Genomic DNA, 15,447 nt, shown 5'->3' on the forward strand with positions numbered 1-15,447 from the left:
CCCCCCCCCCCACCACCCCGTCAGGCACCGGCTCGGCCGCCGAGCCGGGTTCTACAGGACGGGCACCGGGTCAACCGGGGCCAGCCCTCGGGCCGGCCGCTCCACATCGGCCAGGCGACCCCGGCCAGCGCGCGGAGCACGCATCTGCGGCACGGCTTGGTACGGCGTGACATCGGGCGTGACATCAGTTGTAGCCCCGGATCAAGTGATCCTCCGAGCGGTCCGCCGGCGCCTGGGGCTGCGGGCGGGCCGGCCGGGGCTGGTCGGCGGTCGCGGTGCGCGCCACCTCGGGCTCGGCGAGCTGTCGCTTGCTCATGGCTGCGCCTCCTGTCCTCGACTCGAACATGACCAAGACTCGGTTCGCCGGCTCGAGAACGACTCGAGAGCCGGCCGAGAACGATGGACAACGCGCACCCCGACGTCTTCTCGAGCGCGCCTCGACCGCGGCCGCCGACCCTGGCCTTCACGGGCGGGAAGGAGCGGCAGTGATCGGCGACCGGACGTACTGGCGCTCCCGGATGGTGGCCGTCGCCACCGAGCTGGACCTCCGCGCCGTCCTCCCCGCGACGCTCGAGGAGGTCTGCGCGCGGCTGGGGCTGCACCCGCGACCGGCCGAGGCGCTGCTGAACGGCCTGTGCGCCATGGGGTTCCTGGCCCGCGACGGCGCGCACTACCGCGCCGGCACCCCGCTGCCCCCGGTGACCACCCCACCGACGCCACCAACTCCACTGTGGACACGTCTGCGGCCGCTATTGGAGACCGGCGAGCCACAGGGCCTCCACGCCGGACTCGACTTCTGCCCGGAGGAGGAGGCGCTGCGCCGGTTCGTCGCGGCGGGCGAGGCGCGGTCCACCGGCTGCGGACCCGCCCTCGCGGCGGCCATCGACTGGCGCGAGGTCGAGACGGTGGTCGACCTCGGCGGCGCGCGCGGCGGCGTGCTCGCCCACGTGTTGCGCGCGCACCCGCACCTGCGGGGCGCGAGCTTCGACCTCCCGGCCGTGCGCCCGCTGTTCGACGAGCACGTGGCGGACCTGGCCGACCGGATGTGGTTCCACGGCGGCGACTTCTTCGCCGACGAGCTGCCCGAGGCCGACGTCTACGTGCTCGGCAACCTCCTGTCCGACTGGGACGACGACCGCTGCGCGCACCTCGTCGAGCGGGCCGTCGCGGTCCTCCCGCCGGGCGGCATGCTGCTGCTGTACGACGCGCTCCTCGACCCGGACCGGCCGGAGACCGAGGAGAACTGGGTGCACGCGCTGGTCGCCCAGCTCATCGGTCCGGGTGGGACGGTCAACACCACGGACGACTGCCGCGCCTGGTTCGCCGCGGCCGGCCTCACCGACGTCGAGGTGCGGCCGCTCACCGGAAGCATGTCCGTGGTACTCGGGACGAAGCCGGGTCGCATGTGGCCGGCTCGAACGCCGGTCGAGGAACGCTGACGACCTCCGGCGGCCGCGCCTCCCGGTGCCACCATGAGAAGGAAGCCACCGAGAGACACCGAGGTATCTGGGGCGGGAGTTTCCATGCAGAATCGTCAGACTGGAGCAGAGGCCGCGTCGCTGTTACCGCTGCAGCGCGGCGTCGGGCCGGCCGAGACGAACCGCCGCGAACGGATCTCGCTGGCCGGCACCGAACCGGCCGGCACGATCACGCTCGGCCTGCTCGGCCCGCTCGTGCTGGAGCGCGGCGGCGCGGTGGTCACCCCGTCCGCGCCTAAGCTGCGCCAGGTGCTCTCGCTCCTGGCGGTGCAGGCGAACGCGGTGACCCGGGTGGACCAGCTCGTCGAGGAGCTGTGGGACGAGAGCCCGCCGCAGAGCGCGCTCACCACCGTGCAGACCTACATCTACCAGCTACGCAAGCTGCTCAAGCTCGACGACGTCCCGGCCGAGGGCGGCGCGACGCCCACGCTCGCACGCCACCCCGGCGGCTACATCCTGCAGCTGCCGGACCTCGACCGCGTGGACGCGAACCGCTTCGAGCAGCTGACCCGGCGCGGCCGCCAGGAGCTGCTCGGCCAGCATTACGAGGCCGCGTCCGAGACGTTGCGCGAGGCGCTCGTGTTGTGGCGCGGCGGTTTCCTCGAGGACGTGTCGACCGGGCCGCTGCTGTACTCGCACGCGACCCGCCTCGACGAGCTGCGCCGCACGGTGCTCGCCCTGCGCATCGAGGCGGACCTGCAGCTCGGCCGCCACCAGGAGATCATCGGCGAGCTCACCAGCCTGGTCGCGAACGAGCCGACCCGTGAGGACCTGTCCGCCAAGCTGATGATCGCGCTGTACCGCAGCGGCCGGCGGGCCGACGCGCTCGGCGCATACCAGCGGATCCGTTCCGCGCTGGTCGACGAGCTGGGTCTGGACCCGGCGAGCGAGCTGCAACGGCTGCACCAGCTGATGCTCGAGGCCGACCCCGAGCTGGACCTGCCGGGCGACCCGGGCACGCCCGCCGCGCCGCACCCGATCGTCCACACGGGATATCCGGTGCCCGCGCAGCTGCCGGCCGAGATCCCCGACTTCGTCGGTCGCCAGCACGAGACCGACCGCTTCACGCGGCTGTTGACCGGACCGGACGTGCAGGGCGTGCGGGTGATCAACGTCGTCGGCCGGCCGGGCATCGGCAAGAGCGCGTTCGTCGCCAAGGCCGCGCGCGGCGTGCGCGAGCACTTCCCCGACGGGCAGCTGCACGTCGAGCTGTCCGGAGAGGACGGCACGCCGATGGCGACCCGGCAGGTGCTCGCCGCCATGCTCAAGGCACTCGGCGCGGACGAGGTCGACGTGCCCAACAGCGTCGCCGAGGCCGCGTTGATGTTCCGCAGCTGGACCGCGGACCGGCGGCTGCTCGTCGTGCTGGACAACGCGTCCTCCAGCGACTCGCTGCGCCACCTGTTCCCCAGCGGCTCCGGCTGCGCGCTGGTCGTGGTCAGCCGCACGCCGATCGGCGCGCTGCCGGGCGCGGTGCGGCTGCGGCTGCCCGTGCTGAGCGTCGCCGACGCCACCCGGCTGCTCGCCCAGACCGTCGGCGAGCGGCGGGTCAGCCAGGAGCTGGACGCGGCCGAGCAGCTGGCCGAGCTCGCCGACCGGCTGCCGCTGGCGCTGCGCGCGATCGGCGCGAAGCTCGCCGGCCGGCCGAGCTGGCACCTCTCGCGGCTGGTCGCGCGCATGACCGACGAGCGCAACCGGATGAACGAGCTGAGCTACGGCGGCTTCGACGTGTTCGACCGGCTCGCCGAGGCGTACCAGACGCTGTCCGCCCGGCAGCGCTGGGTGTTCCGCCGCCTTGCCGCCGCGGACGGCGGGCCGCTCACCACCGACGAGGTCGCCGAGCGGGTCAGCATGAGCGCCGCCGCCGCGCAGGCCGTGCTCGACGAGCTGATCGACGCCGACCTGGTGGAGGAGCTGGACGCGAACTCCGCGGCGCCGCGGCACGCGGTGCCCACGCTCGTCCGGCTGGTCGCGCTGTCCGGCGTGCTGGGCACGTCGTGGTGGCGCAACACCGGTGACCAGCCCGGCTGACGCCTCGCTTGCACGCTGCTCGAGTCCTCCTCGAGCAGACCACCAGCCCGCCTGCCTAACTTGGCACGCAGCGACCACTGTGGGTCGGCCGGCGCGGAAAGAGGTATCGCCGTGCAGTCGGAGATGCAAGCTCGCGACGAGGTGCCGGGTGGCGCCGCGCCCGGCTCGAACATCTCCGTTCTGACCAGCGAGGGCGACGGCACGCCGCGCCTCGGCGCGCGGGTCTTCCCGCTGGAGCGCTGGATGGCGCGGCGGCACGCGGTCGTCGGCGCGGAGGTCGCGGTGACCGCGAGCCTGCTCGGCCTGCTGCCGGCGAGCCCGACCGTGGTCATGGTCGTCGCCCCGGACGTCACCGTCGGCGCGGTCGTGGACCGGCTCCTGCCCGCCGCATGCGGCATGCTGCCCGCCGGCGACAGCGGCAGCGACACGAGCACCGACACCGGCACTGGCACCGCTTCGCTGACGCTGGGCGTCGCGAGCCCGCACCCGGTGCGCTCGGCCACCGCGGGCCCGCTCGCCATGTACAACCAGCACCTCGAGGCGCTGCCCGAGGCGCTCGTCGAGGCCGTGGCCGTGGCCCGGCGCCGTGGCCTGGTCACCGCGCACGGCAACGCGGTGCTGCTGCTCCAGCCGTTCGTCCCGGCCACCGCGTCCGCGGTCGTGCAGGCGAGCCCCGCACGGACGGTGCCGGTACGCATCGACGGCCGGTGGGGGCTCACCGAGGCCAGCTCGCCCGCGGACACCTTCGAGGTGCCGGCCGACGGCGACACGATCAGCGAGCGCCTCGCGTGGAAGCCGGACGCACAGGTCGTCGCGGACGGCGGCACGCACTCGGTGCGCCTGCCGGTGAGCTGGCGCTACCGGTACACGCTGACCCGCGAGACGGTCCGCCGGCTCGCCACGCTCGCCCGCGACGCGGCGGTCGCCGCCGGCCGGTCGCTGACGCTGGACATCGCGCTGGGCGCGCAGGCCACGGTCGTGCTGCGCTGCCGGCCGACCAGAGACTGACGTCCCACTCGAATGGGCGTTGCTCCCGTTTCGAGGTGACTTCCAGCCCTGCGGCCAAACATCGAGAGGCCAGCCAGCCCCCGCCGTCGGAGGTCTCGGAGGTTACCGTGCCCCGCGCGCTCACCACGAAACAACGTCAGTCGAGAACGCCGCACACCGACGCCACCTGCGCGAGCGGTGCGTGCGAGCACTACCGGGAAATGGTGCGGCTGCGCCGGAACCTGCACGACGGCCTCGGCCCCGGGCTCGCCGGGATCATGCTGCGCGCCGACATCCTCAGCCACCTGCTGACCGACGACCGCGGCGCCGCCGAGGAGATGCTGGCGGAGTTACGCCACGAGGCGGCCGAGTTCATGTCCGAGTTCCGGCGCGTGCTCGCCGACCAGAGCCCCGCCGAGCTCGACGACCACCGCCTCGACGACGCGCTCCGCACGCTGGCCCGCCGCATGAGCCGGGCCACCGGCGGCACGCTGACCGTGACCACGGACGTCGACCCGGCCGCCACCGAGGCCGACGCGCCCCAGCAGGTCGCCGCCTTCTGGATCGCCCGCGAGGCGCTGACCAACGTCGTCAAGCACGCCCACGCGCACACCTGCCAGATCCGCGTCCGCGCGGCCGACGGCCTCGAGCTGTCCGTTGTGGACGACGGGGTCGGCGGGATCGGCGGTGGGCGCGGCGTCGGCCTCACGTCCATGCACGGCCGGGCCGCGGAGCTCGGCGGCTGGTGCGAGGTGGCGGACCGCGCCGACACCGGCGTGGCCGTGACCGCATACCTGCCGGCACCGCGAACGGCGGTCCGGCCGTGACCGCCAGCCTGCAGGCGCCGCCCGAGACCACCCGCGTCCTGATCGCCGACGACCACCCCGTGTACCTGTCCGGCCTGCGCATGCTCCTCGACATGATCGGCTCGGTCGAGGTCGTCGGCGAGGCCCGCACGGGCAAGGAGGCGCTCGCCGAGATCTACCGGCTGCGCCCGCACCTGGTGCTGATGGACGTGAACATGCCCGGCGCGAGCGGCATCGAGGTCACCCGGACCATCGCGAGCCGCTGCCCGGAGATCTCCGTGATCATGCTCAGCATGCTCGAGGACCGGGACACCTTCCTGGCCGCGGTCCGCGCCGGTGCCCGCGGGTACCTCGTGAAGGGCGCCAGCTCGGAGGACATCGGGCAGGCCATCGGCACGGTCCGGCGCGGCGGCGTGGTCTTCGGCTCCGAGGTCGCCACCTGGGCGCTGGACTACCTGAACAAGCCGCGCGAGTCGAGCAAGCCGTTCCCCGAGCTGACCGACCGCGAGCGCGCCGTGCTGGAGCTCGTCGCCGACGGCCTCGGCAACGCGACGATCGCCCGCCGGCTGGGGCTGTCCATCAAGACCGTGCGCAACTACCTGTCGCGGATCTTCGCGAAGCTCCAGATCGCCGACCGCACCGAGGCCGCCGTCCAGGCCCGCCGGGCCGGTCTCGGCCACTGACGCCGACCACTGTCGCAAGAGGAGGATCGATGGCCGAGAAGACGGCTGCCGCCGCGGGGTTGTCCCGCTGGCAGTTCCGCACGGTGCTCACGGTGCTGCTGAGCGGGCAGCTGCTGTCCGCTCTGGACCAGACGCTGGTCGGCACCGCGCTGCCCACGATGGTGGGCGAGTTCGGGCAGCTCGACAGCTTCTCGCTGGTCGTCACGTCGTACCTGCTCGCCACGACCGCGTCGATGGCCCTGTACGGCAAGCTCGGCGACCTGTACGGGCCCAAGCGCGTCTACATGGTCTCGATCGGCGTGTTCACCGCCGGCTCGCTGCTCGTCGGGCTCGCGCAGGACATGACGCAGCTGGTCGTCTTCCGTGCGGTCCAAGGGCTCGGGGCCGGCGGCCTCGTGGTCATCGCGTTCACGATCGCGGCCACCGTCGTGCCGCCGCGCCAGCTCGGCCGGGTGCAGGGGCTGGTCGGTGCGATGTACGCGCTCGCCTCGCTGCTGGGCCCGCTGGCCGGCGGCGCGCTGACCGAGTACGTGTCGTGGCGCTGGTGCTTCCTCGTCAACGTGCCGATCGGGATCGCCGGCGTGCTCGCGCTCGGCCTGCTGCTGAAGCTGCCGGCGGTGCGCCGGCAGGCGATGGTCGACTACGCGGGCGCGATCCTGCTCGTGCTCGCGGTGTCCACGATCGTGCTTATCACGATCTGGGGCGGCACGAGGTACGCGTGGGGCTCCGCCCCGATTCTCGGCCTGGTCGCCGCCACCGCGGTGTTCGTGGTGCTGCTGATCGTGCACGAGCGCCGGGTGCCGGAGCCGATCATCCCGCTGTCGCTGTTCCGCAAGCCGGAGATCAGCCTGGCGCTGGTGATCACGTTCATCATCGGCGTGGCCACGATCGGCGCGTACTTCTTCGTGCCGATCTACCTGCAGGTGGTGCGCGGCAACGATCCCACGACCGCGGGGCTCAACATCGTGCCGCTGATGGTGGCCGTGATGATCGGGTCCGGCGCGAGCGGCTGGCTGATCGCCGTGGTGCTGGGCCGGATGAAGGTGATCGTGCTCGGCGGCGTCGGGATCATGACCGTCGGCCTGTACCTGTTCTCCCTGCTGGACACCGACACGCCCGCCTGGCAGCTGTGGTGCTACCTCGCGGTGATGGGCATCGGCATGGGCATGGTGATCTCGAAGCTGATCGTCACCGTGCAGAACAGCGTGAGCGGCCGCGACATCGGCACGATCACCGCGCAGGCCAACTTCTTCCGCGTGATCGGCTCGGCCATCGGCACCGCCGCGTTCGGCGCGGTGCTCGCCGCCCGGCTCGCCTCCGCCTCGAGCAGCCTCGACCCGTCGATCCTCGCCACCCTGCCGGACGGATCCGGTGTGGTGTACCAGGATCCGGCGTCGATCAGGGCGCTGGCCGGCACCGCGCCGGCGGCCTACCACGAGGTCGTGCGCATGTTCGCCGACTCGATGCACACGGTGTTCCTCGTGGCCGTGCCGCTGATGGTGCTCGCGTTCGTCCTCTGCTGGTTCCTGCCGAACACCAAGCTGCGCGACGGCGACCACGGGCACGGTCACGGCCAGGCCCCCGCCCAGGAGCAGGACCTCACCACCAACCCCGTCTAAGGAGCTGATCATGACCTCCACCCCGGCCCGGCCCGCCCGCGGCGCACTCGGCGGCCTACTCGCCGGACTCGGGTTCTTCGGTGGCATCGCGGCGACCAAGGCCACGGAGAAGTCCGAGTACCCGCGGCCCGGCACCCCGCCCGAGGAGCTGCAGAAGTACTTCACCGAGTCCGCCACGGCCGCGCGGCTTTCCGTCGCCGGCCACGCCGTCTCCACGACCGGCCTCGCCCGGTTCACCGGCACGGTCGCGAGCCTCGCCAAGCGGTCCGGCCGGGGCGGCGGGGCGCTGCGCGCGGCCGCGCTCGCGGGCGGCTCGTTCGCGGTCGCCACCCAGGCGCTGTCCGCGACGTCGACGCTGCTGCTCACCAGCAAGGACAACCACCTGCAGACCACTAAGGACCTGCGCGAGGTGTCCTACCACCTCGGCGGCCACCTGCACGGTGTCGGCTTCGGCCTCCTGACCGGCGCGCTCGGCCTGGCCGGGCTGCGGTCCGGCGAGCTGCCCAAGCCGATCGCGATCGCGTCGCTGGCCGCGTCACCGCTCGGCCTGCTCGGCCCGCTGACGTTGCTGAAGAAGCAGACGATGGTCGCGCTGCCGATCGGTCACCTGCTGTCGCTGCTGGTCAGCGGGGCGGCCGGGGTCGCGCTGGCCCGCCGGCCCCGCGCCGGCGAGTGACGCGGGCGAACTTGCGAGCGAACTCACCGAAGGAGGAAGCACCATGAGGGTGACCGTGTTCGGCGCGACCGGCGGCACCGGGAAGCACGTCGTCGACAGGTGTCTCGCCGCGGGCCACAAGGTCACCGCGGTGGCCCGGGACCCCCAGGCCGTGCCGGGCGAGCGCGACGGGCTGACCGTGCTGCGGGGCGACGTGTTCGACAAGGAGTCGGTGGCCGCCGCGATCGCCGGCAGCGACGCGGTGGTCTCGGTGCTCGGGGTCGCCGACCGCAAGCAGCCCACGACCGTGTACTCCGCGGGTGTCGCCAACATGCTGGCCGCGATGGCCGAGAGCGGCCCGCGGCGGATCGTCGCGCTCTCCGCGGACGGCGTCGAGCCCAACCCGAACGTCAACATCGGCCAGCGGCTGGTGATGGCGCTCGTGGTGGCCAAGCTGTTCAAGCACCAGTACAAGGACATGCTCGCCATGGAGCGGGTGCTCGCGGACAGCGGCCTGGACTGGACCGCGGTCCGCCCGCCCCGGCTGTCGGACGGCGAGCACACCGGGAGCTACCGCACCGGGGCCGAGCCGTTGAAGGACTCGTCCACGATCTCCCGCGCCGACCTGGCCGACTACCTCGTGACGCAGCTGGAGGACGAGGACTCATACCAGAAGGTCGTCTGGGTTTCGACCTGATCGCTCCGCCTTCCCTCCAACGGGGGAAGCCCCGCTTGTGATCCGCCCGCGCCTGCCGCGAGGATGGCACGTCGTGGAAAGCGACACTCGAGTCCTCATCGCAGGCGGCGGCGTGGTGGGCCTGTCCACCGCGCTCTTTCTCGCTCACCAGGGCATTCCAAGCCTGGTGGTCGAGCGCAGTCCGGGCACGTCGAGCCATCCGGGCTTTCGCGGCCTCAACCCGCGGACGATGGAGGCGTTCCGGAGCGTGGGCGTCGAGGCCGACATCTGGGCGGTGGCCGGGGAGCAGCAGCGGGCGGGCTTCGTCGCGCGCGGCCGCAACCTCGCCGACCCGGAGATCAGCTGGCTCGAGCTGCCGTGGGACGGCGGGACCGACGCGCTGAGCCCGTGCGACTTCTGCACCTGTGACCAGGACCGGCTGGAGCCCGTGCTGGTCGAGCAGGCCCGGCGGCGCGGCGCGACGATCCGGTTCGGCACCGAGCTCACCATCGTCGAGCAGGACGAGGACGGGGTCAGCGCGACCCTTCGCGACCGTGCGGCTGGCACGAAGCACCGGGTGCGGGCCGACTACCTGGTCGCCGCGGACGGCGCACGCGGGCGCACCCGCGACCAGCTGGGCATCGGGCAGACCGGGCCGGGCGTGCTGGAGCACCGGGTGAACGTCATGTTCACCACCGACGTGCCACCGGTCCTGCAGGGTCGCAAGCTCACCAGCGTGCTGGCGTCGGACATCAACGGCTCGCTGGTGCCGCGCACGGAGTCGCCGTGGCTGATGAGCGTGCCCTACCGGCCGGAGGACGGCGAGTCGCTGGCGGACTTCACGCCCGAGCGCTGCCTCGACCTGATCCGCCGCGGCGTCGGGCGCGCCGACGTGGCCGCCTCGATCGAGGCGGTGCTGCCGTGGCGTCCGGCCGCGCTCGTGGCGGACGCCTTCCGCGGCGGCCGCGTGTTCCTCGCCGGCGACTCCGCACACGTGATGCCGCCGGCCGGCGCGTTCGGCGGCAACTCCGGCATCCACGACGCGTTCAACCTTGCCTGGAAGCTCGCGGCGGTCATCGACGGCACGGCCGGCCCAGCGCTGCTCGACACGTACGAGACCGAGCGCAAGCCGGTGATCGAGCGCACGATCGCCGAGGCGCTGCGCCGGATGCGGGCCTGGTTCGCCACGCCCGGCGGCGACACCGAACCGCCGGAACCGTTGGACGACAACACGGTCATCTACGGCTACCGCTACCCCGTGCTTGGCCAGCCCGACCTGTACGAGGATCCCCGCCACCCGACCGTCCGGCCCGGGAGCCGGGCGCCGCACGTGTGGCTGCGGGACGGCATGCGGCGCCTGTCGACGCTGGACCTGTTCGGCCGCGGCCACGTCCTGCTCTGCGGGCCCGGCACGGCGGATTGGCACAAGGCCGCCGCCCGGTCGGGCATCCCGAGCCACCTGGTCGGGCCGGCCGGTCTGTCCGATGAGGACGGAGGCTGGGCGGAGCGCTACGGCGACGTCGCCGTGCTGGTCCGCCCGGACGGGTTCGTCGTGTGGCGGTCCGACACCCCGGCCGACATCTCGGCGGCGGACCCCACCGGCACGCTCGCCTCGGTGGTCGCCGGGATCCGCGCCGGCGTGCCCGCCGCGGGCTCGGCGTCGCGGTAGAGCACCAGCACGGCGAGCACCGCGACCACGGCCGCGGCCACGCAGGTCAGCAACGCGGCGGTGTAGCCGGCGGTGTCGGCGATGCTCGCCACGACGGCCGCCGCCGCGAACCGCAGGCCCAGCGAGATGCTGGTCTGGATGGTGAAGTCCGAGCCGGCGCGCTCGGGCCTGCTGTGGTCCATGTTGACCGTGTACATGGCGACGAAGACCGCCGAGTTGAACACGTTGACCACGACGATGGCCACGACCGACCAGAACAACCCGCCGGTCACCACCGGGAGCATCATCGCGATCGCCACGGCCTGCCCGATGCCGTACCAGACGAGCGCGCGCCTGCGGCCCAGCCGCTCGACCCACATGCCGGCGACGACCGCCGCCGCGATGCCGATGATGCCGCCGAGCGCGTTGGTCAGCAGGCCGACCATGCCGATCGACAGCCCGGAGTCGACGAGCATCGGCACGAGCAGCCCGTAGGCGCCCGGCATCGCGATCGCCAGGAGCGGCGTCTGCACCAGCGCCCACCGCGACACCCCCGGCCGCCGGAACACCGAGAACATCGTCCCCCGGCGCACCGGGTCGGCCGGCAGCTGCGCGGGCGGCTCGGTGAACCGGCGGATGAACAGGATCGGGACGGCCACGACCGCGGCCAGCGTCAGGATCGCCGGCACCCAGCCGAAGAAGTCGTACATCACGAGCACGAGCCCGCCGCCGACCACGTCGCCGACGAAGTTCGCGCCGATCTGCAGCCCGTTGATCCCACCCCGGCTGCCCCCGCTGGTCAGCCGCACGGCGAGCGCGTCGGTGGCGATGTCCTGGGTGGCCGACAGGATCGCGACCACGGTCAGCAGCGCGATGATGATCCCGAGGTCGTCGCCGACGTCGAGCGGGGCCAGCGCCACGATGCCGAGCGCCGCGGCCGGCTGGGTCACGACCAGCCAGGACCGGTAGTGGCCGCGCCGCCGCGAGCCGAACCGGTCGACGAGCGGCGCCCACAGGAACTTCAGCGCCCAGACGAAGCCGACCGCGTAGATGATCCCGATGTCCTCGAGGGAGCCACCCCGGTCCCTCGTGATGGCGGTCAACGCCGTGAACAGGAAGCCGATCGCGAGGAACTGGCTACCGTAAAGCGGCAGGAACAGCCCGAACACGGCTCTGTTGGTCATCGGTGGCGCACCCCGTTCACGAGTCGGCGGTCTGGTCGGCTGTCAGATCAGGGTAAAACGGTCAAATCATGATTTTCCCGCCGGCGATGTCCGTCGTCTGGCCGGTGATCCAGGACGACGCGTCGCTGGCGAGGAAGAGTGCCGCGTTCGCGCAGTCGGCCGGCGTGCCCCAGCGGCCGAGCACGAACTGCTCCTTGACCACCTGCTCGCGCACGTGCGCCGGGATGCGCGCCTCCTGCTTCTTGGTCAGGATCGCGGACGGGGCGAGGGCGTTGACCCGCACGTTGTGCTTGCCGACGTCCTGCGCCACGCGCCGGGTGAGCTGCAGGATCGCCGACTTGGCCGCCGCGTAGCCGTAGGACGACCAGCCGGGCAGCCGGCCCGCGGCCGACGACATCGTGATGACCGAGCCCGAGCCGTGCTCGCACATCGCCGGCACGAAGGCCTTGAGCGTGAGGAACGTGCCGGTGAGGTTGCCGTCGATGATGGCCCGCCAGTCCTCCTCGGTCACCTGGTCCATAGTGGACGGACCGGGCTCGAAGCCGGCGAACGCGCACAGCACGTCGACGGGACCGAACTCGCGTTCGGCGGCCTCGCGCAGCTCGTTCAGGTCCTCGAGCGAGAGCGTGTCCGCCGGCACGCCGAGCGCCTCGCCGCCGCTCGCGCGGATGTCGGCCACGACCTCCTCGATCGAGTCCTTGTCGCGGCCGCTCACCACGACCTTCATGCCGCTCTTCGCGAAGTACCGGCACGTCTGCCCGCCGATCTCGCCCGAGCCTCCGGTCACGACGGCGACCTTGCCGGCGAGGTCGGGGTAGGTGGGAATGGTCATGGGAAGGGTCCCTTCTTTCCTCGTCCGGGCGGTCACTCGAAGCGGTACTCGGTGAAGTCGGCGAGGCGCCGGTAGCCGACCTTCTCCACCACCGCGAGCATCGACTCGTACTTCAGGAAGTGCGTGCAGACGCAGGCGTCGGCGCCGTTCTCCAGCGCTCGCGCGGTGACCTCGCCGAGCAGCAGGGTCGCGTAGCCGCCCGCACGGTGGTCGGGTGAGACGAACACACCGGCCGGGCGGATGACACCCGCGAAGTTCAGGCCCCAGCCCGCGGCGCCGACCGGGGTGCCGTTCGCGTCCTCCCAGACGATCTGGCGCCCGCCGGCGATCTGGCCGCCGGCCAGCTGCCGCGCGCGCTGCGCGATCTGGTCCGGTGGCAGCCCGCTGTCGCGCATGCCGGCCATGAACCACTCGGCGACCGTGTCCAGATCGTCCGGTGTGGACATCCGGGGACCGCCGGACGCGTCGTCCGGACGGGTGGTCTCGGTGCAGATCATCAGCCACTGGTCGCGCTCGCTGTGCGCGGTCTTGCCGGTCAGCTCGGCCCACCGCGCGGCGAACACCTTGGCACTGCTCGCCGCTCCGGCCACGCCCTCCAGGTCGGGCAGGACGGTGACCAGGTGCTCGGCGAGCGCCCGGGCCGCGTCGTCGGACATCTCGGTGAGCGGCATCCGGTAGGGCATGCGGGCGAACGCGGCGCCGACGACCGCGCCCGACCCGTCGGTGACCCACGAGAACACCGGGTCGCCCTGGCCGGGTGGCACGCCGTTCGGGTCGAGCGCGTGCACCAGCAGCACGTTGTTGCGCGCCGGCTCACGCTCGAGCCACTCGCCGGCCGCGGCGTAGAACTCCGCCGGGCTCGCCGTCGTCTGAACCTTCACCGGTTACCTCCGCAAGCCGAGCCGGGCGCCCGCGATCCCGCCGACCAGCAGGCCGGAGAACCGTCCGAGCGGGATGAGCAGTGCCGCCTTCTCGGTGGCGAAGTAAACCGGCGACAGCACGCTCGCGGCGGCCGACACCAGCCCGGCGATCGCCACCGGCTTCGGCAGCTCGCCGGTGCGCAGCCCGGCCAGCGAGAGCGAGCCGGTCAGCAGGCCGAAGCCGACGCCGTGCACCGGGCCGCCCGCGGCGAACGCGGTGTCGTTGAGCCGGACCGCGGTGTCGTCGTCGGCACGCCGGTCGGTGGTGAGCGCGGCCGTGCACGCCGCGCTGGTGGCGAGCGACGCGACGGTGGCCGTGCCGCCGGCGACCGCGGCCGCTCGCAGCGCCCGCGACCCCGACCGCCGGGCGAGCTTCGCGACCGACGCGGTGAACCCGGCCACCGACAGCAGCGAGAGGGCCTGCCCGAGCGCGCTGACCCGGCCGGCCTTGGGACTGGCGTCGTACCACTTGCGGACGTCCTGCGGCGCGGAGCCGGGTCGCGGCGGCGGCCCGCCGGCGAGCTTGATCGAGCCGCCGACGCTGCCGACGAAGGCGGCCCCGGCGAGCGGGCCGGTCAGGGCACCGAGATCGCGAGAAGCCATTGCGGCACAACCTTCCTAGAGCGGGCTTCCTAGAGCGGGGTGGACGGGGAGACCGTCTGCTCGTGGATGACGACGTCGTACCAGCCGGCGAGCGAGCCGCCGGTCATGTAGTGGTCGTCCGGGCGGGTGTCGTCGCAGACCGAGCCGATGACCCGGCCCTTGACCGGCCCGCCGAGCCAGCCGCGCACCGCCTCCGGCGCGGTGGCGGCGAGCCCCGCCCGCAGGTCCACGAGGTAGCGCGGCAGGTCGTTCGCGAACGGCCGCTCGTGGCTCGGGTCGGGCTGCGGCGGCGTCTCGAGTGGACGGCTGGCGAACGGCGGCGCGCTCCAGCCGGAGTTCACGGTGCCGTGGTCGAACGTCAGGCCGATCGAGACGTACTGGTCGCCGAACAGCTCGGCGAGCGTGGCGCCGGTCGGCTTGAAGTGCAGCGAACCCCGCGGCGGCACCGAGATCTCCAGCGAGTCGGCCCGCACGCTGTGCGCGTTGGTCGACCAGTAGGCGATCTTGTCGCCGGTGTGCTGGTGCCACCAGCGGAGGTTCTCCGCCATCTGCTCGTCGCGGTAGCCGTCGTCCACCAGGTGGTGGGCGTAGTGCTCGTAGAACGCGACGATCTGGCGCACGTGCTGGACGACCAGGTCGTGCTCCGCGCGGTCGCCGTCCGGGGTGAGCTCCCGCACCAGCCGCAGCGCGGCGCGCGCGTGCTCGACGTAGGAGTCCTTCTCCGGCACCTGCATGATGAACCACGGCACGTGGTCCGGGCGGGTCGGCCGGATGACGCCGAAGTGGCCGGCGAGCTCGCCCGACCGGTCCGGCGCCACCCGCGCGACGTACTCGGAAACCGTGTCGTAGACCGGGATCCGGGTGTCGATCACGCCGACGCCGACGAACCGTACCTGGTCGCCGGGGTGCGCGACGTTCCACTCCCGCAGCCATGCGAGCGCGTCCCGCATCTCGCGGACCCGCCAGGGCACGCCGGACTCCTTGATCAGCGTGTCGAGGTCGCCGTCGCCGGTCCGGACGTAGTCGTCCAGCGGCAGCGCGACGTCCCAGTCCTCCTCGGTCGCGACGGCCCGGAAGCCGAGCTCCTCGACGAGGAAGCGGACGACCCGGTGGATCATCGTGAACTGCTCGTGCGCGCCGTAGGTCGACCCGCCGAGGCCGGCGATCACCGCGTCGCCGACCAGGCCGCGCAGCGGCTCGAGGTCGGTGAGCGGCGCCGCCGGGTCGGCCGTGTCGAGCACGTGCGCGTGCTGCTTGATCCAGCTCGCCACCTCGGCGCGAACACCAGCGGCGGGGTCCGGGCTCGGCAGCCTGTGGGCACTCAT

Annotated in this window: 14 protein-coding genes and 1 pseudogene; 9 read left to right on the forward strand and 6 right to left on the reverse strand. The window is 72.9% G+C overall.

Annotation, left to right across the window (positions count from 1 at the left end):
* Nucleotides 1-184 precede the first annotated feature (184 nt).
* Nucleotides 185-316, reverse strand: coding sequence for a hypothetical protein (locus VH969_RS30620; protein WP_331980620.1), 132 nt, complete (start codon nt 314-316; stop codon nt 185-187).
* Between the two features lie 169 nt (nt 317-485).
* On the opposite strand from VH969_RS30620, the gene VH969_RS30625 reads away from it, so the two are divergent.
* The 9 genes from VH969_RS30625 to VH969_RS30665 all read left to right on the forward strand — a co-directional run bounded on the left by VH969_RS30625 (nt 486) and on the right by VH969_RS30665 (nt 10,604).
* Nucleotides 486-1,439, forward strand: coding sequence for a methyltransferase (locus tag VH969_RS30625; protein ID WP_331980622.1), 954 nt, complete (start codon nt 486-488; stop codon nt 1,437-1,439).
* A gap of 84 nt (nt 1,440-1,523) precedes the next feature.
* Nucleotides 1,524-3,509, forward strand: coding sequence for an AfsR/SARP family transcriptional regulator (locus VH969_RS30630; RefSeq protein ID WP_331980624.1), 1,986 nt, complete (start codon nt 1,524-1,526; stop codon nt 3,507-3,509).
* 111 nt (nt 3,510-3,620) lie between these two features.
* The gene (locus VH969_RS30635; RefSeq protein ID WP_331980626.1) at nt 3,621-4,517 is read left to right on the forward strand and encodes a hypothetical protein; all 897 of its coding nucleotides are present in this window, start codon (nt 3,621-3,623) and stop codon (nt 4,515-4,517) included.
* 107 nt (nt 4,518-4,624) lie between these two features.
* Nucleotides 4,625-5,323 (forward strand): sensor histidine kinase, encoded by a 699-nt coding sequence (locus tag VH969_RS30640; RefSeq protein ID WP_331980628.1) that lies wholly within the window; start codon nt 4,625-4,627, stop codon nt 5,321-5,323.
* Nucleotides 5,320-5,985: a response regulator gene (locus VH969_RS30645; RefSeq protein ID WP_331980630.1), complete on the forward strand. Its 666-nt coding sequence runs from the start codon at nt 5,320-5,322 to the stop codon at nt 5,983-5,985. The genes VH969_RS30640 and VH969_RS30645 overlap by 4 nt, the downstream gene beginning before the upstream one ends.
* A 29-nt stretch (nt 5,986-6,014) precedes the next feature.
* Nucleotides 6,015-7,604: an MDR family MFS transporter gene (locus tag VH969_RS30650; protein WP_331980632.1), complete on the forward strand. Its 1,590-nt coding sequence runs from the start codon at nt 6,015-6,017 to the stop codon at nt 7,602-7,604.
* 10 nt (nt 7,605-7,614) lie between these two features.
* Nucleotides 7,615-8,280, forward strand: a complete 666-nt coding sequence (locus VH969_RS30655) for a hypothetical protein (protein ID WP_331980634.1) — start codon at nt 7,615-7,617, stop codon at nt 8,278-8,280.
* A 43-nt stretch (nt 8,281-8,323) separates the two neighbouring features.
* Nucleotides 8,324-8,956, forward strand: a complete 633-nt coding sequence (locus VH969_RS30660) for an NAD(P)-dependent oxidoreductase (protein ID WP_331980636.1) — start codon at nt 8,324-8,326, stop codon at nt 8,954-8,956.
* 73 nt (nt 8,957-9,029) lie between these two features.
* Entirely contained in the window at nt 9,030-10,604 is a 1,575-nt protein-coding gene (locus VH969_RS30665; protein WP_331980638.1) for an FAD-dependent monooxygenase, read from the forward strand.
* A gap of 149 nt (nt 10,605-10,753) precedes the next feature.
* Here VH969_RS30665 and VH969_RS30670 read toward each other — a convergent pair.
* The 5 genes and pseudogenes from VH969_RS30670 to VH969_RS30690 form a co-directional block, all read right to left on the reverse strand.
* Nucleotides 10,754-11,767, reverse strand: a pseudogene (locus VH969_RS30670) (MFS transporter); the annotation flags it as partial.
* 61 nt (nt 11,768-11,828) lie between these two features.
* Nucleotides 11,829-12,599 (reverse strand): SDR family NAD(P)-dependent oxidoreductase, encoded by a 771-nt coding sequence (locus tag VH969_RS30675; protein ID WP_331980640.1) that lies wholly within the window; start codon nt 12,597-12,599, stop codon nt 11,829-11,831.
* Nucleotides 12,600-12,631: 32 nt separating this feature from the next.
* Nucleotides 12,632-13,480: a GNAT family N-acetyltransferase gene (locus VH969_RS30680; protein ID WP_331980642.1), complete on the reverse strand. Its 849-nt coding sequence runs from the start codon at nt 13,478-13,480 to the stop codon at nt 12,632-12,634.
* A 3-nt stretch (nt 13,481-13,483) separates the two neighbouring features.
* Entirely contained in the window at nt 13,484-14,122 is a 639-nt protein-coding gene (locus VH969_RS30685) for a hypothetical protein (RefSeq protein ID WP_331980644.1), read from the reverse strand.
* 29 nt (nt 14,123-14,151) lie between these two features.
* Nucleotides 14,152-15,447 carry an erythromycin esterase family protein gene (locus VH969_RS30690; protein WP_331980646.1) on the reverse strand — a complete coding sequence of 432 codons (1,296 nt, stop codon included), beginning with the start codon at nt 15,445-15,447 and terminating at the stop codon, nt 14,152-14,154.

It is taken from the genome of Actinophytocola sp. (genome assembly GCF_036555685.1).
GTDB lineage: Bacteria > Actinomycetota > Actinomycetes > Mycobacteriales > Pseudonocardiaceae > Actinophytocola.